The 22,792-nt window shown below is 54.0% G+C and carries 21 protein-coding genes; 10 read left to right on the forward strand and 11 right to left on the reverse strand.

Annotation, left to right across the window (positions count from 1 at the left end; translation table 11 throughout):
* Positions 1–2 precede the first annotated feature (2 nt).
* Complete coding sequence (locus ACLJR2_RS00380; protein WP_000794042.1) at positions 3–1,082, forward strand: fimbrial protein; 1,080 nt, start codon at positions 3–5, stop codon at positions 1,080–1,082.
* Positions 1,083–1,198: 116 nt separating this feature from the next.
* On the opposite strand, the gene ACLJR2_RS00385 is transcribed toward ACLJR2_RS00380, so the two are convergent.
* A complete protein-coding gene (locus ACLJR2_RS00385; RefSeq protein WP_219829013.1) occupies positions 1,199–1,969 on the reverse strand; it encodes an ABC transporter permease in 771 nt (256 codons plus the stop codon).
* Complete coding sequence (locus ACLJR2_RS00390; RefSeq protein ID WP_000150628.1) at positions 1,966–2,892, reverse strand: ABC transporter ATP-binding protein; 927 nt, start codon at positions 2,890–2,892, stop codon at positions 1,966–1,968. The genes ACLJR2_RS00385 and ACLJR2_RS00390 overlap by 4 nt, the downstream gene beginning before the upstream one ends.
* 108 nt (positions 2,893–3,000) lie before the next feature.
* Between ACLJR2_RS00390 and can the strand changes: the two genes are divergently transcribed.
* Positions 3,001–3,663, forward strand: a complete 663-nt coding sequence (can, locus tag ACLJR2_RS00395; protein WP_000651590.1) for a carbonate dehydratase — start codon at positions 3,001–3,003, stop codon at positions 3,661–3,663.
* Positions 3,664–3,720: 57 nt separating this feature from the next.
* Here the strand turns inward: can and hpt are convergent, their stop codons facing one another.
* Positions 3,721–4,257, reverse strand: coding sequence for a hypoxanthine phosphoribosyltransferase (gene hpt, locus ACLJR2_RS00400; protein ID WP_001534389.1), 537 nt, complete (start codon positions 4,255–4,257; stop codon positions 3,721–3,723).
* Positions 4,258–4,462: 205 nt separating this feature from the next.
* On the opposite strand from hpt, the gene ACLJR2_RS00405 reads away from it, so the two are divergent.
* A complete protein-coding gene (locus ACLJR2_RS00405; protein ID WP_000829732.1) occupies positions 4,463–6,853 on the forward strand; it encodes a glucose/quinate/shikimate family membrane-bound PQQ-dependent dehydrogenase in 2,391 nt (796 codons plus the stop codon).
* A 77-nt stretch (positions 6,854–6,930) separates the two neighbouring features.
* Here ACLJR2_RS00405 and cueO read toward each other — a convergent pair whose 3' ends face one another.
* Positions 6,931–8,541 (reverse strand): multicopper oxidase CueO, encoded by a 1,611-nt coding sequence (gene cueO / locus ACLJR2_RS00410; protein WP_000946047.1) that lies wholly within the window; start codon positions 8,539–8,541, stop codon positions 6,931–6,933.
* Between the two features lie 201 nt (positions 8,542–8,742).
* Between cueO and ACLJR2_RS00415 the strand changes: the two genes are divergently transcribed.
* The 3 genes from ACLJR2_RS00415 (at position 8,743) to speD (ending at position 10,872) form a co-directional block, all read left to right on the forward strand.
* Positions 8,743–9,090 carry a YacC family pilotin-like protein gene (locus tag ACLJR2_RS00415; RefSeq protein ID WP_000846613.1) on the forward strand — a complete coding sequence of 116 codons (348 nt, stop codon included), beginning with the start codon at positions 8,743–8,745 and terminating at the stop codon, positions 9,088–9,090.
* Positions 9,091–9,196: 106 nt separating this feature from the next.
* Positions 9,197–10,057 carry a polyamine aminopropyltransferase gene (gene speE / locus ACLJR2_RS00420; protein ID WP_001534394.1) on the forward strand — a complete coding sequence of 287 codons (861 nt, stop codon included), beginning with the start codon at positions 9,197–9,199 and terminating at the stop codon, positions 10,055–10,057.
* Between the two features lie 20 nt (positions 10,058–10,077).
* On the forward strand, positions 10,078–10,872 hold the full coding sequence (gene speD / locus ACLJR2_RS00425) for an adenosylmethionine decarboxylase (RefSeq protein ID WP_000734276.1): 795 nt from the start codon (positions 10,078–10,080) through the stop codon (positions 10,870–10,872).
* Between the two features lie 29 nt (positions 10,873–10,901).
* Here speD and ACLJR2_RS00430 read toward each other — a convergent pair whose 3' ends face one another.
* The 5 genes from ACLJR2_RS00430 to yacL form a co-directional block, all read right to left on the reverse strand.
* Positions 10,902–11,669, reverse strand: a complete 768-nt coding sequence (locus ACLJR2_RS00430; RefSeq protein ID WP_000678254.1) for a DeoR/GlpR family DNA-binding transcription regulator — start codon at positions 11,667–11,669, stop codon at positions 10,902–10,904.
* A 9-nt stretch (positions 11,670–11,678) separates the two neighbouring features.
* Complete coding sequence (locus ACLJR2_RS00435; protein WP_000448749.1) at positions 11,679–12,662, reverse strand: D-threonate 4-phosphate dehydrogenase; 984 nt, start codon at positions 12,660–12,662, stop codon at positions 11,679–11,681.
* The gene (gene dtnK / locus ACLJR2_RS00440; RefSeq protein ID WP_000783304.1) at positions 12,652–13,923 is read right to left on the reverse strand and encodes a D-threonate kinase; all 1,272 of its coding nucleotides are present in this window, start codon (positions 13,921–13,923) and stop codon (positions 12,652–12,654) included. The genes ACLJR2_RS00435 and dtnK overlap by 11 nt, the downstream gene beginning before the upstream one ends.
* Entirely contained in the window at positions 13,920–14,873 is a 954-nt protein-coding gene (locus tag ACLJR2_RS00445) for a 2-keto-3-deoxygluconate permease 1 (RefSeq protein WP_001022089.1), read from the reverse strand. Before ACLJR2_RS00445 ends, dtnK begins: the two co-directional genes overlap by 4 nt.
* Positions 14,874–15,107: 234 nt before the next feature.
* On the reverse strand, positions 15,108–15,470 hold the full coding sequence (gene yacL, locus ACLJR2_RS00450) for a protein YacL (protein ID WP_000384308.1): 363 nt from the start codon (positions 15,468–15,470) through the stop codon (positions 15,108–15,110).
* A gap of 270 nt (positions 15,471–15,740) precedes the next feature.
* Between yacL and ACLJR2_RS00455 the strand changes: the two genes are divergently transcribed.
* Complete coding sequence (locus ACLJR2_RS00455; RefSeq protein ID WP_001101536.1) at positions 15,741–16,064, forward strand: low molecular weight protein tyrosine phosphatase family protein; 324 nt, start codon at positions 15,741–15,743, stop codon at positions 16,062–16,064.
* A 409-nt stretch (positions 16,065–16,473) separates the two neighbouring features.
* Complete coding sequence (locus tag ACLJR2_RS00460; protein ID WP_000110431.1) at positions 16,474–16,938, forward strand: membrane protein; 465 nt, start codon at positions 16,474–16,476, stop codon at positions 16,936–16,938.
* Positions 16,939–16,977: 39 nt separating this feature from the next.
* Here ACLJR2_RS00460 and acnB read toward each other — a convergent pair whose 3' ends face one another.
* Positions 16,978–19,575, reverse strand: coding sequence for a bifunctional aconitate hydratase 2/2-methylisocitrate dehydratase (gene acnB, locus ACLJR2_RS00465; protein ID WP_000888949.1), 2,598 nt, complete (start codon positions 19,573–19,575; stop codon positions 16,978–16,980).
* A gap of 388 nt (positions 19,576–19,963) precedes the next feature.
* Here acnB and ACLJR2_RS00470 point away from each other — a divergent pair, with 388 nt between their 5' ends.
* Positions 19,964–21,592: a DUF3300 domain-containing protein gene (locus tag ACLJR2_RS00470; RefSeq protein WP_000174522.1), complete on the forward strand. Its 1,629-nt coding sequence runs from the start codon at positions 19,964–19,966 to the stop codon at positions 21,590–21,592.
* 12 nt (positions 21,593–21,604) lie between these two features.
* Entirely contained in the window at positions 21,605–22,396 is a 792-nt protein-coding gene (locus ACLJR2_RS00475; RefSeq protein WP_000757452.1) for a DUF2950 family protein, read from the forward strand.
* Between the two features lie 37 nt (positions 22,397–22,433).
* Here the strand turns inward: ACLJR2_RS00475 and ACLJR2_RS00480 are convergent, their stop codons facing one another.
* The gene (locus ACLJR2_RS00480) at positions 22,434–22,718 is read right to left on the reverse strand and encodes an outer membrane protein (protein ID WP_000765363.1); all 285 of its coding nucleotides are present in this window, start codon (positions 22,716–22,718) and stop codon (positions 22,434–22,436) included.
* Between the last annotated feature and the right edge of the window lie 74 nt (positions 22,719–22,792).

Here is a 22,792-nt window from a genome sequence, read left to right on the forward strand (position 1 = left end):
CAATGAAGAATTTATGGATGCTGCTGGCGCTGTCGCTATTTTCAGGCCATGCGCTGGCAGACGGAACGATGGGCAACGGAAGCGGCTGGTGTCAACCCACCAGCGGCACGCATAATTTCTTTTTTCCCCTTGACCAGACCATTACCGATACGGATGAGAACCAGGCAGGGAAAATAGTCAAAGAGAGTTGGTCGGTCGGCGGCGAATACAGCGCCAGGTGCGACTGCGATAATAAAGATTATCAGGGCGTTAACTATTTCACCGCCACGACCGGCGATTTAACACAAAAAGGAACGTACAGCGAAGCGGGTAGCAATGGGCAACAGATGGATTTTTATGTTCTGGTCGCGGGTAAGCTGGAGATTGGTACGGAAACCTACATCGTCGGTAACCTGAAACAGTATATCCCCGTTCCCTTTTCAGCGATCAGTAATCAGGACCCCACCGCAGGCGGGTGTACGGGCGCGGACATAAACAAAATGTCCGCAGGGAATAAGGGTAACGTGCGTATTTATATTACTCACCCACTGGTAGGTGAAATCACCATTCCTGAGACGACGATTATGAATCTCTATTTGTCAAAAACGCCGGGCAGCAGCGGAGATAATATTCCCCCTTCCGTTCCACCGATGGCGCACGTCACCATGTCCGGGACCATTACCGTGCCGCAGTCCTGCTCCATCAACGCCGGGCAGGTTATCGAGGTCAGGCTACCGGATATTGAGGGCAAAGATATTCGTCACCTCGGCGACAGTCCGCAGAACTCGCACGTCACCACTCAGGTAAACTTTACCTGTAGCAACGTGGCGGACGGCACCAACCTGTCAATGTCATTAAATGGCGCAACCGATCCGCACAACCCGGACTACCTGAAAACCGACAATGAGAATTTGGGGATACGGATTTCCGATAAATACGATAATACCATCGTTCCCGGCGGCAGCGCCGAATTGCCGATTGAAGATTACACAGACGGTAAAGGCAGCACCGAGTTCACCGCCGCGCCGGTCAATACCACCGGACATGTTCCCCACACCGGAGAATACCAGGCCACCGCCACGCTGGAGATTCAGATTCGCTGAGAGAAGCGTTGGGTTTCGACAAGCCTCACCTACCGACCCGTAACCCATTGATATTACGGACCCGTAGATGAAGTGAAGCGAAGCGCAACCCAACGCCCCATCTCCCCAGTCAGCGCTTAACTGCGCAACCCGCGCCCGCGCTGGATCAGCGACCAACACAGCAGATAGAAAGCAGAGATAAAGATCACCAGTACGCCAAACGTCGTCACCAGCGGCACATCATGGATACCCAGAAAACCATAACGGAAACCGCTGATCATGTAGACGATCGGGTTCAGGTGCGACAGCCCTTGCCAGAACGGCGGCAGCAGCGTCAGCGAGTAAAATACCCCGCCGAGGTAGGTCAGCGGCGTCAGCACAAAGGTCGGGATCAGACTGATATCGTCAAAGGTTTTCGCAAACACGGCGTTCAGCAGTCCGGCCAGCGAGAACAGAATCGCGGTCAGAATCAGCGTTAGCGCGACAAATATCCAGGAATGCACCTGGAAAGGCACGAAAAAGAGCGAAATCGCCGTCACCAGAATCCCCACGCACAGCCCGCGCGCTACGCCGCCGCCGACAAATCCGGCGATGATCACGTGCGTTGGTACCGGCGCGACCAGCAGTTCCTCAATATTGCGCTGAAACTTGGCGCTAAAAAATGACGACGCGACATTCGCGTAGGAGTTAGTAATGACCGCCATCATAATCAGGCCCGGCACAATAAATTGCATATAGCTAAAACCATGCATTTCGCCGATGCGCGAACCAATCAGGTTGCCGAAAATAATAAAATAGAGCGTCATGGTGATGACGGGCGGCACCAGCGTTTGCACCCAGATCCGCATAAAGCGGTGAATCTCTTTCGCCCAGATGCTTTTAAGGGCAACCCAGTAAAGCTGCATCATGCGCGATCTCCTTGTTTTTCATGCACCAGCGACACAAACAGTTCTTCCAGACGGTTGGCTTTATTACGCATACTTAATACCTGAACCCCCTGCTCGCTCAGTTGGCTAAAGACGCTGTTAACCCCCTGCTCGCGTAACACTTCCACCTCCAGAGTCGAGGTATCCACCAGACGATATTGATAACCCGTAAGCTTAGGTAGCGGGCTTTTTGGCGCTAAATCCAGAATAAACGTCTCCGATTTCAGCTTTGAAAGCAGATTTTTCATGGAGGTATTTTCCACCAGCTCGCCGTGCTGAATAATACCGATATTGCGGCACAGCATTTCCGCCTCTTCCAGATAGTGGGTGGTGAGAATAATGGTGGTGCCTTTGGCGTTTAAGTCTTTCAGGAATCCCCACATCGAGCGACGCAATTCTATATCGACGCCCGCCGTCGGCTCGTCGAGAATCAATAGCTTAGGTTCATGCATCAATGCGCGGGCGATCATCAGGCGGCGTTTCATCCCACCAGAGAGCATCCGCGCGCGTTCACTACGTTTTTCCCACAGATCGAGCTGTTTTAAATACTTTTCGCTACGTAAAACCGCCTCTTTATGTTCCACGCCGTAGTAACCGGCCTGATTCACTACGATCTGCTGCACCGTTTCAAACGGGTTAAAGTTAAACTCCTGTGGCACCAATCCTAGCTGTCGCTTGGCGTTAACCACGTCTTTTTCCAGGTCGTAACCAAAAACGTTAACGCGCCCGGACGTTTTATTAACCAATGAGCTGATAATACCGATGGTGGTCGATTTCCCTGCTCCATTTGGCCCCAGAAGCGCGTAAAAATCCCCCGCTTCGACCTGCAAATCTATGCCGCGCAGCGCCTGAACGCCGCCGGGATAGGTTTTTTTAAGTTGTTGAAGTTCCAGCGCAATGGTCATAAATTCTCACTTACTTTACGTTCTTACACTTTATATATGGTTTAAATAACTACGGAGTTGCCCTATATTAGCCCAACGCACTTATTTGGTTACAGGTCGTTAACTTCCATGAAAGACATAGATACACTCATCAGCAACAATGCACTATGGTCAAAAATGCTGGTGGAAGAGGACCCCGGATTTTTTGAGAAACTGGCGCAAGCGCAAAAACCGCGCTTTCTATGGATTGGATGTTCCGACAGCCGCGTTCCCGCAGAGCGTTTAACCGGGCTTGAACCGGGCGAATTGTTTGTTCACCGTAATGTGGCTAACCTGGTTATTCACACCGATCTGAACTGTCTCTCCGTGGTTCAGTATGCGGTTGATGTTCTGGAAGTTGAGCATATTATCATTTGCGGCCACTCCGGTTGCGGCGGTATCAAGGCTGCGGTAGAAAACCCTGAGCTGGGCTTGATTAATAACTGGCTGCTGCATATCCGCGACATCTGGCTTAAACATAGCTCGCTGTTGGGAAAAATGCCCGAAGAGCAACGTCTGGACGCGCTCTATGAATTGAACGTCATGGAGCAGGTTTATAACCTGGGACATTCCACCATTATGCAGTCAGCGTGGAAACGCGGGCAGAATGTGACCATTCACGGCTGGGCGTACAGTATCAATGATGGCCTGCTGCGCGATCTTGACGTCACCGCCACCAACAAAAAAACGCTGGAGAACGGCTATCATAAGGGTATCTCCGCCCTAAGTCTGAAATACATTCCCCACCAATAAGCCATTAGCTATAGGCCGGATAAGTCGCTTTAGCGACGCCATCCGGCATTTCTGCGCTTACTCGTCCAGCAGCACCACTTTACCAACATACGGTAGATGGCGATAACTCTGGGCGTAGTCGATACCGTAACCGACTACAAATTCGTCCGGAATCGAAAAGCCAACGAACTCAACCGGCACGTCCACTTCGCGGCGAGACGGTTTATCCAGCAGCGTACAAATCGCCAGCGATTTCGGCTCGCGCAGGCCCAGGATTTCACGGACCTTCGACAGCGTATTACCGGAATCAATAATGTCTTCAACAATCAGCACGTCTTTACCGCGAATATCCTCATCCAGATCTTTGAGGATTTTCACGTCGCGGGTGGTGGACATGCCGCTACCATAACTGGAGGCGGTCATAAAATCGACTTCATGAGGAACCTGAACTTCACGGCACAGGTCCGCCATAAACATAAATGAGCCACGCAACAGACCTACCAGCACCATTTCACTGCCGCTGTCTTTATAACGTTCGGTAATCTGACGACCCAGCTCGGCAATACGTGCTTTGATCTCCGCTTCGGGGATCATGACTTCAACAGTATGTTTCATATTTATAACCATATGATTTAAAAACAAATCACTCAATGCCGGTGACTAATAACGCCGCATTGACGCGCAAGGCACGCAGTATAACAGCAAACGTATTCATTCGCGGCATTTGATAAGAAAGCTCATTTTGTGATGACGATCACACATGTTAATTCCTATACTTAATTGCTACTAAAAAATTAACAATTTGGGATGGTGTCTTTTTATGGCAGAAAATAACGCACGATCGCCACGATTACTCGTGACGCTGACGGCCCTCTTTGCAGCACTTTGCGGGCTGTATCTTCTTATCGGAGGTGTCTGGCTGGTTGCTATTGGCGGTTCCTGGTACTACCCCATCGCGGGCCTCGTGATGCTGGTTGTGGCCGGATTGCTATGGCGCAGTAAACGTGCCGCGCTGTGGCTGTATGCCGCCCTGCTGCTGGCGACAATGATTTGGGGCGTGTGGGAAGTCGGGTTCGACTTCTGGGCGCTCACGCCGCGTAGCGATATCCTGGTGTTTTTCGGCATCTGGCTAATATTGCCGTTTGTCTGGCATCGGCTGGTGGTTCCTTCCAGCGGCGCAGTAGCGGCGCTGGTCGTGGCGCTGCTGATTAGCGGCGGCATTCTGACCTGGGCTGGCTTCAACGACCCGCAGGAGATCAACGGTACGCTTCGCGCCGACGCCACGCCCGCCGCAACAAGCTCGTCGATCGCCGACGAAGACTGGCCGGCCTATGGACGTAATCAGGAAGGCCAACGCTATTCGCCGCTGAAACAGATCACTGCGGATAACGTTCACCAACTGAAAGAAGCGTGGGTCTTCCGCACCGGCGATCTGAAACAACCCAACGATCCGGGCGAAATCACCAACGAAGTGACCCCGATTAAAGTCGGCGATACGCTTTATTTGTGTACAGCTCACCAGCGACTGTTCGCGCTGGACGCCGCCAGCGGTAAAGAGAAGTGGCATTTTGATCCTCAGTTGAAGACCGATTCGTCTTTCCAGCATGTGACCTGCCGCGGCGTCTCTTATCATGAGGCCAAAGCGGATACCGCCTCGCCGGAGGTCATCGCCGACTGTCCGCGCCGCATTATCCTTCCGGTCAATGACGGTCGCCTTTTCGCGGTGAATGCCGAAACCGGCAAGCTGTGTGAAACCTTCGCCAATAAAGGCGTCCTGAATCTGCAAACTAATATGCCGGACACCACGCCGGGACTGTATGAACCGACGTCGCCGCCGATTATCACCGATAAAACGATTGTCATTGCCGGTTCGGTCACGGATAACTTCTCTACCCGCGAAACGTCCGGCGTTATCCGTGGTTTTGACGTTAATACCGGTAAACTACTGTGGGCCTTCGATCCGGGGGCGAAAGATCCGAACGCGATTCCAGCCGATGAGCACGCTTTTACCTTTAACTCGCCGAACTCCTGGGCGCCTGCCGCCTATGATGCGAAACTGGATCTGGTCTATCTGCCGATGGGCGTGACCACGCCGGATATCTGGGGCGGTAACCGCACGCCGGAGCAGGAACGTTATGCCAGCTCCATTCTGGCGCTGAATGCCACCACCGGGAAACTGGCCTGGAGTTATCAGACCGTCCATCACGATCTGTGGGATATGGACCTGCCGGCACAGCCGACGCTGGCAGATATTACCGTTGACGGTACTACCGTTCCGGTTATCTATGCGCCAGCGAAAACCGGTAATATCTTTGTGCTCGACAGACGTAATGGCGAGCTGGTCGTGCCCGCTCCGGAAAAACCGGTCCCGCAGGGCGCGGCAAAAGGCGATTACGTCGCCAAAACTCAGCCGTTCTCTGATTTAACCTTCCGCCCGAAAAAAGATCTCTCCGGCGCGGATATGTGGGGCGCGACCATGTTCGACCAACTGGTGTGCCGCGTTATGTTCCACCAGTTGCGCTATGAAGGTATCTTCACCCCGCCGTCCGAGCAGGGGACATTGGTATTCCCTGGCAACTTGGGGATGTTTGAATGGGGCGGTATTTCCGTCGATCCAGACCGTCAGGTCGCTATCGCTAACCCGATGGCGCTGCCGTTTGTCTCGAAACTGATCCCACGCGGCCCGGGTAATCCGATGGAGCCGCCGAAAGACGCGAAAGGTACCGGAACAGAAGCGGGTATTCAGCCACAGTACGGCGTACCGTTCGGCGTCACGCTGAATCCGTTCCTTTCGCCGTTTGGCCTGCCGTGTAAACAACCGGCCTGGGGCTATATTTCCGCGTTGGATCTGAAGACCAATGAAATCGTATGGAAGAAACGTATAGGGACGCCGCGCGACAGTATGCCGTTCCCGATGCCGGTTCCGGTGCCGTTCAACATGGGGATGCCCATGCTCGGCGGGCCAATCTCAACCGCCGGTAACGTGCTGTTTATCGCCGCGACCGCCGACAACTACCTGCGCGCTTATAACATGAGCAACGGGGAAAAACTGTGGCAGGGACGTTTACCCGCCGGAGGCCAGGCAACGCCGATGACCTATGAGGTAAACGGTAAGCAGTACGTGGTCGTTTCTGCCGGAGGCCACGGTTCGTTTGGTACGAAGATGGGCGACTATATCGTGGCCTATGCTTTGCCTGACGACGCGAAATAACCATTAATGCCCGGCGTATGCCGGGCATTGTGCCGGGTGGCGGCTTCGCCTTACCCGGCCTGCGTCACAGACATCGATTAGACCGTAAATCCTAACATCATTCCCGTATCTTCATGTTCTAACAGATGACAGTGCGCCATATAGGCATGTTCCTTCGGCGCGTCGTGATCGAACTTGACCAACACTTCGCTGATACCGCCCTCAACGCGTACCGTATCCTTCCAGCCCGTTCTGTGCGCCGCTGGCGCTTTGCCGTTCTCTGACAGAATACGGAACTGCGTGCCGTGAATATGGAAAGGATGCAGCATCATGTCGCCCACGCCGGAAATGACCCAACGTTCATGTCGGCCTTTTTGCGCCGCGAACATCGGTTTGTTCATATCGAAGACCTGGCCGTTGATAAAGTTAGCGTTATGGAAGTCGAATTTTCCGCCGTGATTCATATTGCCCATCGCGCCATGATTCATCCCGCTGTGATCCATGTTGCCATGATCCATCTCGCCATGCCCCATATTGCCGCCCTGCATATGCGCGTTCATGCTGTCATGATCCATGCCGCTCATCGCCTGAGCGCCATATTTCTTCATCAGCATTTGCATCCCCATCATATCAAGGCGTGGGTCCATCGACAGTTTCAGGTTGCGCACCGTCAGCCCTTCCAGCGACGGCAGCGCCGGCATCGTCGTCAACGTATCCGGCAGCGTACCGGAGGCGGTAATCCGCAGCGGCTGGATACGCATCACCGGATGCGGTTTATCAAACGGAGCGATCGCCATTCCCATCTGGCTGACCGGCAGGGTCACCAGATCAAAGGCTTTCCCGTCACTGATATCCACCAGCACTTCAAAACGCTCACCCATTAATAACGGCAGTTCGGTGACTTTCACCGGCTCCGCCAGCAGGCCGCCGTCGCTGGCGATCACATAAAGCGGGCGATTATCGCTGGCGGCGATATTCAGCGAACGCGCATTACAGCCATTTAGCAAGCGCAGACGTAGCCAGCCTTTCGGCGCGGAATGCTGCGGATAGATAGCGCCATTGGTCAGCAGCGTATCGCCAAACCAGCCGACGGCGGCGGTCATAATATCCAGTTGATAATCAATCTGGCCATCGGCGGAGAAGCGTTTGTCCTGAATGATCACCGGCACATCGTCGATGCCCCACTGTTTCGGCAGGCGCAATTTGCGAATCTCGTCATCTTCAATCAGCACCAGCCCGGCAAGGCCCATCGCCACCTGGCGCCCGGTTTTGCCGTGTTTGTGCGGATGAATCCAGCAGGTCGCGGCGCGTTGCTCCGGCGTAAACGTCACCGTGCGGGTTCCGCCTGCGGGAATAATCCCCTGCGGACCGCCGTCGACGATGCCCGGAATCTCCAGACCATGCCAGTGAAGCGTCGTGTCTTCGGCCAGTTGGTTATGGATATCAACGGTCACGCTTTTTCCTTTGTGAAGCTGTACCGCTGGCCCCAGCAAATTACCGTTGTAGCCCCAGGTTGTCGCGTTCTTACCGGCGAATGTCGACTGTCCGGCTTTAACAATTAACTGCATACGGTTGCTCGCATCTGCCGTTAACAGGTCAGGAATAGGCAACGCGGGACGTTCGGCGGCAAAAGCGGCGCGGCTCCACAGCGGCAGCGCTGATGCAACCCCCAGCGCCACTGAATATTTTAAGAAATCACGGCGTAACATAATCATTTCCTTATAATGAACAGGCGGGTGTCTAAGCTTAGACCCTGCCCTAACGGGAAGGTCAAGCCAGCAACACGTCTTTACCATTCCTGACAGCAATACAATAAGAATGAAAACGCCGCGACCAATCCTGATAATAAAAGTCGTCGCTACGTTCTCAGTATGCTAACGTTGACTTTCCCTGATGCCGTGGTAGAAGCAATGAAGACGTTTTTCAGACCCGTGTTGTTTGGCAGCCTGATGGCCTTATGCGCAAATAGCTATGCGCTTACTGAATCCGAAGCTGAAGATATGGCCGATTTAACGGCGGTTTTCGTTTTTCTGAAAAATGACTGTGGTTACCAAAATTTACCCAACAGTCAGATTCGCCGTGCGCTGGTCTTTTTTGCCCAGCAAAATCAGTGGGACCTGAGTAACTACGACACCTTCGATATGAAATCGTTGGGCGAAGACAGCTACCGCGATCTTAGCGGCATCGGTATTCCGGTCGCTAAAAAATGCAAAGCTCTGGCCCGCGATTCTCTGAGCCTGTTAGCCTACGTTAAATAATCCTCCGCGATCCTATTGCTGAAATAATGACCGTGCATCCACGGTCATTGTTAGCTATGATGTTGCGCCCTTTTTTTACGGGTGTTAACAATGGAGGTATCAGCCAATGGCCGAAAATACGATGTGGCATGAAACGCTACACGACCAGTTTGGTCAGTACTTTGCCGTAGACAACGTTCTGTATCATGAAAAAACCGATCACCAGGATTTAATCATCTTTGAAAACGCCGCTTTTGGCCGCGTGATGGCGCTGGACGGCGTGGTACAGACCACCGAACGCGACGAGTTTATTTATCATGAAATGATGACCCACGTCCCGCTGCTGGCGCACGGTCATGCGAAACACGTTCTGATTATCGGCGGCGGCGACGGCGCAATGCTACGTGAAGTTACCCGGCATAAAAACGTCGAAACCATCACCATGGTGGAGATCGACGCTGGCGTAGTCTCGTTTTGCCGCCAGTATTTACCCAACCACAATGCCGGCAGCTACGACGATCCGCGCTTTACGCTAGTGATCGACGACGGCGTGAATTTCGTCAATCAGACCCATCAGACCTTTGATGTGATCATTTCCGACTGTACCGATCCGATAGGCCCCGGCGAAAGCCTGTTTACCTCCGCCTTTTATGCAGGCTGTAAGCGTTGCCTGAATCCGGGCGGCATTTTTGTCGCCCAGAACGGCGTGTGCTTCCTGCAACAGGATGAAGCGCTCGACAGCCACCGCAAGCTGAGTCATTACTTCAGCGATGTCGGCTTCTACCAGGCGGCGATTCCGACCTATTACGGCGGCATTATGACCTTCGCCTGGGCGACGGACAACGACGCTCTTCGTCACCTGTCGAGCGAAATTATTCAGGCGCGTTTTCATGCCGCCGGCCTCAAATGTCGCTATTACAACCCGGCTATTCATGCCGCTGCATTTGCGCTACCGCAATATCTACATGACGCACTGTCCGCACAGTGACGTTAAGGAGGTGATAAAAATTGAAAAAGCTGAAACTGCATGGCTTTAACAATCTGACGAAAAGCCTGAGTTTTTGTATTTACGATATCTGCTACGCCAAAACCGCAGAAGAGCGCGATGGCTATATCGCCTATATCGATGAACTCTATAACGCCAACCGACTGACCGAGATCCTGTCGGAGACCTGCTCCATTATCGGCGCGAACATCCTGAACATCGCCCGTCAGGATTATGAACCCCAGGGCGCCAGCGTCACGATTCTGGTGAGCGAAGAGCCGATCGACCCGAAACTTATCGATCAAACCGAACATCCCGGCCCGCTGCCGGAAACCGTGGTGGCGCACCTCGATAAGAGCCATATCTGTGTGCATACCTATCCGGAAAGCCATCCGGAAGGCGGGCTATGCACCTTTCGCGCCGACATCGAAGTGTCAACCTGCGGGGTGATTTCACCGCTAAAAGCGCTCAATTACCTGATCCACCAGCTAGAGTCCGATATTGTCACCATCGATTACCGCGTGCGCGGCTTTACGCGCGACGTCAACGGTATGAAGCACTTTATCGATCATGAGATTAATTCTATTCAGAATTTTATGTCGGAAGATATGAAGTCGCTGTATGACATGGTGGATGTAAACGTGTATCAGGAAAATATTTTCCATACCAAGATGCTGCTTAAAGAGTTCGATCTTAAGCACTACATGTTTCACACCAAACCGGAAGATCTCACTGAAACCGAACGCCAGGAGATCACCGCCGCGCTGTGGAAAGAGATGCGCGAGATTTACTACGGCCGCAATATTTCGGCGGTCTGATTCACCACTGACAGCGCCTGACGGCGCTGTCACTCCGGCTGCACCAGCGTTAGCGCAAAAGCGCGCCCTTTCAGTTCAACCTGTGCTGACGGCGGCAGATTGACGTCGGTAATCACGTCATTAAAGCGCTCAAGCGGTACCACATTAAAGAGCGAATGCGCGCCATACTTACTGCTGTCCGCCAGTAACACTTTGCGCTGCGCATTAGCAATAATCTCCTGTTTAAGCCCGGCCTTATCTTCCGTTGGGGTCGTCACGCCCGTTTTTACCCCCCATGAATTACAGCTCATAAACGCGATGTTCGGATAAACGCTGCGCAACAGCTTACGCCCATGCTCACCGATACAGGACTGACTGCTGTCATCGATACGACCGCCGACAATCGTCACTTCAATTTGCCGGAACTCAGCTAAAAACAGCGCAATATGCAGATCGACGGTGATGACCCGCAGCGGAAGATGGGTTAAGCATTTCGCCAGCTCCATCATTGTCGTACCGGCATCCAGCACGACGGCATCGCCAGCATTGACCAGCGATGCGGCAACGCGTGCGATCGCCCGTTTTTCAGCGGGCGATCGCAGTTGTTTTTCATTGGTGGTGGGCTGGGCGGGTTCAAAACGCCGCAGCGCCACGCCGCCATGACTACGGCTGATCACGCCCTGCTCATCCAGCTTGATCAAATCGCGACGGATAGTGGCTGGCGATGCGTCAACCGCCTCAACCAGCTGTTCTACCGTAACCAGCGTATGGTTTTTCAGATACGCCACAATGAGATCCAGACGGTGTTGTCCTTTCATAACAGGGAATTATGCCAGTTGCATTGCCAGTTTGATCGATACGGCCATGCTCTCAGATTTTGCTTTTCCCGTCCAGGCGATATCAAATGCGGTGCCATGATCGGCAGAGGTCCGAATAAACGGCAGCCCCGCGGTGATATTCACGCCATCATAAAAGCCAAGCAATTTCAACGGGATATGTCCCTGGTCATGATACATCGCCACCACCATATCATACTGCCCCTCATAAGCCTGGAGAAATACAGTATCCGGCGGGCACGGCCCATAAACGTCCATACCTTTTGCACGGGCATCGGTAATGGCTGGCGTCAGGATACGCGTCTCTTCATCGCCAAACAGGCCATTCTCGCCCGCATGAGGATTCACGCCTGCCACGGCGATACGCGGTTTAACGTAACCCACACGCTTGAGGAAAGTATCAGCAATGCCAATCACCGTTTCGACACGCGTGGTACTTAACGTATCAAGGAATTTACGCAGCGCGATATGCGTTGAAACGTGAATCACTTTTAGTTTATCGGTGTAAAGTACCATCGCGTAATCGCGGCTATGGGTCAGGGTCGCGAGCAGCTCGGTATGGCCCGGATAGTTGTGCCCCGCCAGGTGCAGCGCCTCTTTATTCAGCGGCGCGGTAGCGATAGCCTGTACGTCGCCCCGTAACGCTAACTCGGTGGCGCGCTTCACGCAGCGATACGCTAAATCCCCCGCCTGCGCCTGAACTTTCCCGGCCTCCAGCGCCTCCGGCTGCGCCAGCGGCTCATCAATCACATGAATGATGCCGGGCGCAAAACGCGCTTCGGCGACCCGTTCAATGGCCCGTAGCTCAACGTTCGGCGTGATGCCCTTCGCCTGTAAACGTTTCAACGTTGCGAGGCATCCAATAACCACCAGCGGCGCGCCGTTGAGACCGTCTTCGCTTAGCGCTTTAACAATAATTTCCGGCCCAATGCCCGCTGGATCGCCCATGGTAATGGCAACGGTTTTAGTCTCCACAATACATCTCCTCAATATAATAAAGCGCGTCACACAACGTACTGTCTGAACCGAATCCGCCCGCTTTGGTAATGACCGGCAGATCGTCAATTTCGCTGTTTACAAACGTTCCACAGGGAATACAGGGCGCCACCTCGCTCTGAATGCGATAACCTTCAGCGCCAAGCGCGCCGGCGACGGCGGTAGCGATATCGCCGCCGGTCAGAAACAACCCGCCAATCCGCGCCTGCTCGATAATGTTTAACGTGACGACGCCAAGCCGCTGGCTCAGTCGCTCGCCCAATTGCTGACGGCTCATCGCGGATTTTTCGCACAGCGCGTCGATTAACTGTCGATCTTCTGCGCGACGGCTGGTGCGTAAAATCGTATGTCGATGCTGACTTAACAGCGCGCAGGCCTGCTCTACGACAGACGCGATTTCCTGTTCCGCGCTATCCGACACCATGCGCGCGGCATCAATATCCACGACCTCCGCACGTCCCCGGCACAGCGCATTATCCACCTGACGTCGCGTGGCTTCGCTCATCGAACCGGCCACCACCAGCACCGGCAGCCGCTGCCGGTCTTGCATAAAAAGTTCAACCGGCAACGCATTCGCCAGACCAGCTGCGCCGACGAGCAGCGGCATCGACGGTTGTTCGCACGCCGCTTGCGCAATCAACGTCAGATCCCGCTCTTCCACCGCATCCACGACGATAATCCCTTCGCCCTCAGCCGCATAAGCCGTAAGTAAGGCGCTTAACCCACCGCGTCGGACATCCTGCAAAAAGACTTCATACACAGGGATCTCACTTTGCAACGCCACTATCTCGGCAATACGGGAAGAGACAATGGGCGTTTTCGGATCGCTGGCAAATTCGGTTTCCAGTAGCGGGACGCCATTAACCAGACATTTTCCTTCACGCGTCGTGCGTCCGGCCGCAGGGATCGCGGCGGCGATAACGGCCAGTTTTCGCTGACTGGCGCGCATGGCCGCCGTCACTTCGGCGCCGATATTGCCGCGAAATGTAGAGTCGATTTTTTTGTACACCAGCGGCGCTGGCGATGTCTCACACCACGGCGAAAGCGCGGCATAAACGGCAGATGCCGCCTGATCTGCGGGCATCGCCCGGCTTTCGGTGTTAATGACTAACACATCGGCGCGGCGGGACGGTTTTTGCGACGCGCTCAACATGACTTCCGTTCTCGCCCCCTTCTTCGCCAACTGGACGCCGGTATCATTCGATCCGGTAAAATCATCGGCGATAACCATCATTTTCATGCGTTTTTCTCCAAAGAAGCCTGACGCGCCTGTTTTTTCGCAACCCAGGAGGTCAACACTGGCGTCAGGATTGCCGTGGTGATCACCGAGGCGGCAATCAGCGGAGCGGCAGCAGCGGCCACCTCGGCGAGCGAAGGGTCGGCCTGCGCAATAGCCAGCGGCGTCGCAACGGCATTACCCGCGGTGCTGGAGGCCGCCGCCCCGGCAATGCCAGTTCCGCCAACCAGACGATCTGCGCGAATATTAAAGAAACCGCCAACGAACGTTGTCAGCACGCCGAGCAGAATTCCGGCAAGTCCGCCTTGCAGTAACATTTCCAGATTGATGCCCGCCCCCAGCGCAAAAGCAAAGAAAGGAATGAGCAGCGGGCCGCCTTTGGTCAAAAAATCGCGCATATGAGGATCAAGATTGCCGAGGATCATGCCGACAACCAGCGGAACCAGCACCGCCACCAGCGCCATAATGGGAATGTTCGCCATCCCTGCCGCGCCCAGCGCAATCATCGTAAAGAAAGGGCCATCATTAAGAGACAAAATAGAGATAGCGCCGACGTCGCGCTCATTGCCGAATTCGCCTACCAGCGCAGCATAAAGTCCGCCATTCGAATTGCTCATCGCCGCGATAATCGCCACGCCGCTCAGGCCAAAAATACCCTCCGCGCCGAAAAGATGCTCCACGCCCAGGCCAATGCCGATGGCGACAAGCAACTTAGTGAGCGTAATCGTCCCGCCCTGCAATAACGCCTGGGGCGCGGCTTTCACACTGATACCGGCTCCCATACACAGCAGAAAAGCGCCAATCAGCGGCGCCGCGCCGTTTTTAAATAAGGCGGTGGTAAAACCGCCGATCTCAAGCGCCTGCGGGGCGAAGGTGTTAATGACTGCGCCAATAACGAGCGGTACGACCATCATGCCGCCGGGTACGCGCTCTATTGCTTTTTTGATGTTCATGGTCTTACCGCCTGTTGCTTGTTGTGATTGAATAAAATCATAACGATTATATTCAATCAAATTAAGATCACAAACGCGTCAGATCACAGTTTTAAAATGATTAATAAAAATCAAAAAATCATTCTGCTATAAAAAAGCCGGGATACTCCCGGCTGGAATGTGTGGTGATTTCGTTTCCACTACCGCCCCCAACTGTCCGTCGACTGGCGTTGCGGGACAATAACGAAGAGAGGGTCAGGCTTTACTGACGAATTCCCGATACGCGGCGACGACCCGCAGAAAATCCTCCATGCCGCACAGGGATAAACTCTCTTCATCGTAATAACTCATCCCCTCTTCCATCTCATCGCCGGAAAAATCCAGCTGATTGGCGCGAATCATCACCTCTTCGCCGTCCATCCAGATCGTGTATTCATGCCCTGCTCGTTGCCAGGAGCGTTCGCTGCCTTTGACCGTACGCGCGGCTTGTTCTACTTCATCCAGTAGCGAGAGGTTGTCTTTAACCTCTTCATTAAACCAGTGACCGACCACCTCGTGGCCCATCGACATTCGTACTTTTACCCCTCCGGTAACGTCGCGCAGAAATTCGTAATCCATAATTGTTTTCCTCTGCCCTGGCAATGCGCCAATACCGCATTGCGCCTTGAGGTAATTATCGCAGCACGGTGAAAGAAAAACAGCGGGGCGCACAAAAGATAAAATAAAAATGCCAAAACGGTTTATTATTCATACAGAAAGTCACTCTAGCGCTTCAATATATCTACACGCGCTCCGACAAAGTGCTACGTGCCGCACCGTGGGGTATTGAGTCTCCACGACTGACAAACTCGCCGTTAGCGAAGCGCGATCTGGAAGAGTATTTATTTAATGAATGTGCTTTTCATATGCAGCCGTAATCAATGGCGCAGCCCCACGGCGGAGCAGGTGTTCCGCCGCTATCCCGGCCTTAGCGTCCGTTCCGCCGGCACCAGCCGCAACGCCAAAAAAAGCGTGTCGTGCGGGTTACTTCAGTGGGCTGACGTTATCTGCGTTATGGAGCAGAAACATAAAGATCGGTTGATGGCTGAATATCGTCGTATTATTGAAAATAAGCCCCTGCACGTACTCGATATCCCCGATGACTACCGCTATATGGACCCTGAACTGGTCAGGCAACTGGAAGAGCTGGTGCCGGAAGTGCTGGGGATATAGGCGTTGCCGCAAGGAAATGTCCATCATCCATCACGCTTACATACACTTAATCTCCGTTAAGCGAAAACTCGACGACAAATTTCACATCAGGCAGCGCGCCGTTTAGATGACCTTTTATTATGCGCCGGAAGAGCGCAGTCGTTAAAAACGGCTGACCCTCATCCAGTTATAGCATTACCAGCCCGGTGTCCCTCTGGCGTTTTTTCAGAAATCATCAATACCCTGCCCACGCCGACGCCTGCTAGTCTTTCAGACGCTTCCTTATCATCCGGGTCGTTGTCATGAAATTGTTGGCTACTTGATAAGCGCTTTTCAACTGAGCTCCAGCAATGGGCAATATCAGCAGAGAAGCCGTAGTGAGTTGTATTTTTTGTCAGACGGTTGAAGGAAAATTCAGGAAGGATACATTATGTCTGTATTTCGACGAATAATTTATCATAGCGGTTGGTTTATTCTGTTTGGGCCGTTAATAGGCGCAGCCATCGCGATAGGTATCATAAACTTTTTACCCGCCATTATTGGCGGACCAGACTCATTTTTGTTCTGTTTCTACAGAACAATACCAGCATTAGTTATTATTACCGGCTGGATATACAGTCTCCTCCCCGCATGGTTAACCGGTGTCGCCTGCGCGCTGATACCCCTGAAATTATATCAAAAAATAATTAACAGGATGTTCCTTTGCGCCATTGCAGGTGGTCTGATCACGACGCTGTTTAATTTTGCGCGATATGGTTTTGACATACGCATACTGCCATTAATATATGGTGAAGTATTGATTATGCTTATTCCAGCGATTGTAGCCGGGGCAATAATGGGCGGGGTAATTACGTATTTGCCGGGGCTACGGGAAGTGAAGCGTAATAATAAATAAGAAGCGCCATTCGGGCCCGGAAATCCGGGCCCGTCTCTGTTACACCGCAGTCTGGAAAATCACGCCGTCCGCTTTCTCAGTGTACTGAGAGAGCTGGTCGAAGTTCAGGTAACGGTAGGTATCCACCGCCGTCTTATCCACCTGCGCCACAAAGGTCTGGTACTCTTCCGGCGTTGGCAGTTTGCCGATCAGCGCTGCAACCGCCGCCAGCTCCGCAGAAGCCAGGAAGACGTTCGCACCGGTACCTAAACGGTTCGGGAAGTTACGGGTAGAGGTAGAAACCACCGTCGCGCCGTCGGCCACACGCGCCTGGTTACCCATACACAGGGAACAGCCCGGGATCTCGATACGCGCCCCGCTCTTACCAAACACGCTGTAGTAACCTTCTTCGGTCAGCTGCGCAGCGTCCATACGGGTTGGCGGCGCTACCCACAGGCGGGTTGGCAACTGGCCTTTGTGGTTATCCAGCAGCTTACCAGCCGCGCGGAAGTGGCCGATGTTGGTCATGCAGGAACCGATGAACACTTCGTCGATCTTCTCGCCCTGCACGTCAGACAGCAGACGCGCGTCGTCCGGATCGTTCGGCGCACAGAGGATTGGCTCTTTGATATCCGCCAGATCGATGTCGATCACCGCTGCGTATTCCGCGTCAGCATCGGCTTCCAGCAGCTGCGGGTCCGCCAGCCATTTTTCCATGCCCTGGATACGACGTTCCAGCGTACGACGGTCGCCGTAGCCTTCGGCAATCATCCACTTCAGCAGGACGATGTTGGAGGTCAGGTATTCAATGATCGGCTCTTTGTTCAGCTTGATGGTACAACCCGCAGCGGAACGCTCGGCAGAAGCATCGGTCAGCTCAAACGCCTGCTCAACTTTCAGATCCGGCAGACCTTCGATTTCCAGGATGCGGCCAGAGAAGATGTTTTTCTTGCCTTTCTTCTCAACGGTCAGCAGGCCCTGTTTGATGGCGTACAGCGGGATGGCATGGACCAGATCGCGCAGGGTGATGCCCGGCTGCATTTTGCCTTTGAAGCGCACCAGCACGGATTCCGGCATATCCAGCGGCATCACGCCGGTCGCGGCGGCAAACGCCACCAGACCAGAACCCGCCGGGAAAGAGATACCAATCGGGAAACGGGTATGGGAGTCACCGCCGGTACCGACGGTATCCGGCAGCAGCATACGGTTCAGCCAGGAGTGGATCACTCCGTCGCCCGGACGCAGGGAGACACCGCCACGGTTCATAATGAAGTCTGGCAGCGTGTGGTGCGTGGTGACGTCAACCGGCTTCGGATAGGCTGCGGTGTGACAGAACGACTGCATGACCAGATCGGCGGAGAATCCCAGACAGGCCAGGTCTTTCAGCTCATCGCGGGTCATCGGGCCGGTAGTATCCTGAGAACCGACGGAGGTCATTTTCGGTTCGCAGTACGCGCCCGGACGGATACCTTTCACACCACAGGCGCGACCGACCATTTTCTGCGCCAGCGAGAAGCCGCGGCTGCTTTCCGCCACGTCTTTTGCCTGACGGAAAACGTCTGAGTGCGGCAGCCCCAGCGCTTCACGCGCTTTGGTGGTCAGGCCACGGCCGATAATCAGCGGAATACGACCACCGGCACGCACTTCGTCGATCAGCACGTCGGTTTTCAGTTCGAAGGTTGCCAGCAGTTCGTCAGTTTCGTGATTGCGCACTTCGCCTTTGTACGGGTAGACGTCAATTACATCGCCCATATTCAGGTTAGAAACGTCAACTTCAATCGGCAGCGCGCCCGCATCTTCCATAGTGTTAAAGAAGATAGGCGCAATTTTGCCGCCGAGGCACAGACCGCCGCCGCGCTTATTCGGCACGTTCGGGATGTCGTCACCCATGAACCACAGCACGGAGTTGGTCGCGGATTTACGGGAAGAACCGGTGCCCACCACGTCACCCACGTAAGCCAGCGGGTAGCCTTTTTTCTGCAATGCTTCGATTTGTTTGATGGGGCCGACAACGCCTGGCTGATCCGGCTCAATGCCTTCACGGGCGTTTTTTAACATCGCCTGCGCATGTAACGGAATATCCGGTCTCGACCACGCATCCGGCGCCGGAGAGAGATCGTCGGTATTCGTTTCGCCGGTCACTTTGAAAACGGTGACGGTGATTTTTTCCGCCAGCGGCGGACGGCTCAGGAACCATTCGGCGTCGGCCCAGGATTGCATCACCTGTTTGGCATATTCATTGCCCGCTTTGGCTTTCTCTTCTACGTCGTAGAAGTTATCGAACATCAGCAGAGTGTGGGACAGCGCTTTGGCAGCAATCGGCGCCAGTTTCGCATCGTCCAGCGCATCAATCAGCGGATGAATGTTGTAACCACCCTGCATGGTGCCCAGCAGTTCAATGGCTTTTTCTGGGGAGACCAGCGGGGAGGTGGTGTCGCCTTTCGCGACAGCAGCGAGAAAACCGGCTTTAACATAAGCGGCTTCATCTACGCCAGGAGGAACGCGGTTGATCAACAGGTCTAACAGGAATTCTTCTTCGCCCACAGGCGGGGTCTTCAGCAGCTCGACAAGCGCAGCCATTTGGGTTGCGTCTAAAGGTTTCGGCACAATCCCCTGGGCAGCACGCTCAGCTACGTGCTTACGGTATTCTTCTAGCACGACGATATCTCCTCGCTCTCATTGTCATAATGCGGCGCTTTTGTTGATGGGCGATTCTCTTCACGCTCCTGTGAGACAGTAGTTAGTAGGGTAAATGCCCGGTACCGCATAAGGCACAATAACAGGATTTTCTTTAAGTGTTAATCTGTTTACAAAAAAGCAACATAAAAAAGTGGCTGAATCGTTAAGGATGGTCTAATGCTCTACTGAGACGGGAGCTGCAGCCATAAATGCTTACCTCATTTCGTGCTTTGATCGTCACGTAACGTTATCGATCCCAACATTAGCTAAAAATTAAACTATCGTCCCTTTATACTCACGCGAAACTGCACCCCGTCGGCGGCAGGCATAATGACCATAGCGATTCTCTGGAATCGGGAGAGATAAAATGACGTTGCCCTTTAAACCCCATCTCATTGCCCTTGTGTGCAGTGCCGGGTTATTTGCCGCTTCGGGCGTACTGTATGTTAAAAGCCGCGCTCCCGAAGCGCCCGCGCAGGCGGCAGCTCCCGCCTCTGAGCCAACGCAGACCGCTGTGCCCGCGCCTGTCGCGAAGACGACCTTTACCACTGCGCAAATCGATCAATGGGTCGCGCCTGTCGCGCTTTATCCCGATGCCCTGCTTTCGCAGGTGCTCATGGCCTCCACCTACCCGGCGAACGTGGTTCAGGCCGTCCAGTGGTCGCGGGATAACCCCACGCTGCAGGGCGATGCCGCTATTCAGGCGGTGGCCAGCCAACCGTGGGACCCCAGCGTCAAATCGCTGGTCGCCTTTCCCCAGTTGATGGCGCTTATGGGCGAGAATCCGCAATGGGTGCAAAACCTGGGCGATGCGTTCTTAGCCCAGCCACAGGATGTGATGGATGCGGTGCAAAGGTTGCGTCTGCTCGCTCAACAAACCGGTTCGCTAAAATCAACGCCGCAGCAAACCGTCACCAGCGTGCCGAAGTCCAGCGCTTCTACCGCCGTCACGACGACAACAACCACCACCACATCCGCCAGTACGCCAGCAACACCGTCGACCGTCATCAAAATTGAACCCGCGAATCCGCAGGTGGTGTACGTGCCAAACTATAACCCCGCGACGGTGTATGGCGCCTGGCCCAATACCGCTTATCCGCCGGTGTATTTACCGCCCCCTCCGGGGCAGCAGTTTGCCGACAGTTTTGTTAAAGGTTTTGGTTATAGTCTGGGCGTCGCCACCACCTATGCGTTGTTCAGCAGCATAGACTGGGATGACGACGATCATCACCACCATGACGACGACCATCATGATGATGATTACCATCATGGTGGTAACGGTTATCAACATAATGGCGATAATATCAACATCAATGTCAATAATTTCAACCGGATATCCGGGCAAAACCTGCCGGGCCAAACGATGGGCTGGCAGCATAATCCCGCCTGGCGCAATGGCGTCCCCTATCCGAATAATACCGTTGCGCAACGGTTCTATCCCACCAATGTTAGCGGCGGGTTAAGCGCAACGCAGCAAGCGCCAGTGTCTCGCGACAGTCAGCGCCAGGCGGCCATGACGCAATTCCAACAGCGCAGCCATACATCACCCGCTAACCTGTCAGGCGAGACATCCCGCGATAGACAGCGCAAAGCGGCATCGCAGCAGTTAAATCAAATTGCCCAGCGTAATAATTACCGTGGCTATGACGGAACACAAAACAGCAGTCGTCGCGAGGCGGCGCAGCAGACACTGAATAAATCCACCACGCAGCAGCATCGTTCCGAGCTGAAGGCTAAAGCCCAGCAGCACCCTGTTTCACAACAGCAGAGAGACACCGCCCGCCAGCGTATTGAATCCTCTACGCCGCAACAGCATCAGGCATTTCGCCAGAATATGCACGCCAATGTGTTTAGCGGGAACGACAGTCGATCGCCGTCATGGCAATCGCAACAGCTACGCGGCCTGGAAAGCCGTCGCGGCAGTCACTTAAACACCGAGCAACGCGCCGCCGCGCGGGAACATTTTTCTGAACATCATGAATTTCATCGCCGTTAACCGGAGCAGATAATGAAAAAGGTTATGTTAAGCGCTCTGTTACTGTCGTTACCCTTGCTGGGCTACGCGCAGGAACGGTTCCCCTCCCCGGAAGCGGCCGCCAGCGCCTTCGCCGCGGCGGTAGCCGGAAAAAACGAAACGCAGCTTACCGCGCTACTGGGCGATGACTGGCGGCAATTTCTGCCGCCGGAAGGTGCCGATCCCGAGGCCGTGGCCCGCTTCAATCGTGACTGGCGCGAAGGCCATCGCATTGTACAAAAAGACAATACGGCGCACCTGAATGTCGGACGAGAAGACTGGCAGCTCCCGGTGCCCATGGTGAAAGAGACTGGCGGCTGGCGCTTTGATATGGCGGCAGCCGGGAATGAGATCCTCACCCGTACTATTGGGCGAAATGAACTTTCTACCTTACAGGCCATGCATGCTTACGTTGATGCGCAGCAGGATTATTACTTACAAAACCATCGCTGGGCGCACAGGATAATCAGTAGCGAAGGCCAAAAAGATGGCCTGTACTGGCCAACCAAAGCAGGCGACGTCCCCAGTCCGTTAGGCCCAAACTTTAGTCCCGCAGCGCCAGACGAGGGTTACCACGGCTACCATTTCCGTATTATCAGCGATAACGACGGTCACGGCGCGGCGCTTCTGGCCTGGCCGATGCATTACGGCGAAACCGGGGTGATGAGTTTTATGGTCAACCAGGACGATCGTATTTATCAGGCGGATTTAGGCAAGGAGACGGAGAGTAAAGTTCAGGCTATCACGCGTTTTGCGCCAGACGCGCAGTGGCAGGTCGCCGAATAACCCGTAAGCGCCTGGCGTTATCGCCAGGCCATGATCATTAGCCCTGATGCGGCATTAATTCCGGGTGGCCTTGTACCGGCGGCTTGTTGCTGGTCAGCGCGGCTTCATCAGCCTGAATGCTGCCGGAATTGGCCGCCCATACGCCTTCATGCGTGTGGGTGATCTGCTGATGCTGCGCATTCAAATCCTCGCCCATTGCCGCAATATGCGTACTTTCCGTACCGCCGCTGTTAGTCGCCCAGGGGATGACGGGATCGCTGGCAAATGCCATGCCGGAAATCAACGTCGCAGTTAGCGCTGCTGTTGTCAGAAAAAGTTTCATATATCAAACCTCATAATTAGCTCGCTATTATTTTATAGCGTTACTAATTTCAGGGTGATGACAAAGTAAGGAGA

The organism is Salmonella sp. SAL03688, assembly GCF_046551895.1.
Lineage (GTDB): Bacteria > Pseudomonadota > Gammaproteobacteria > Enterobacterales > Enterobacteriaceae > Salmonella > Salmonella enterica.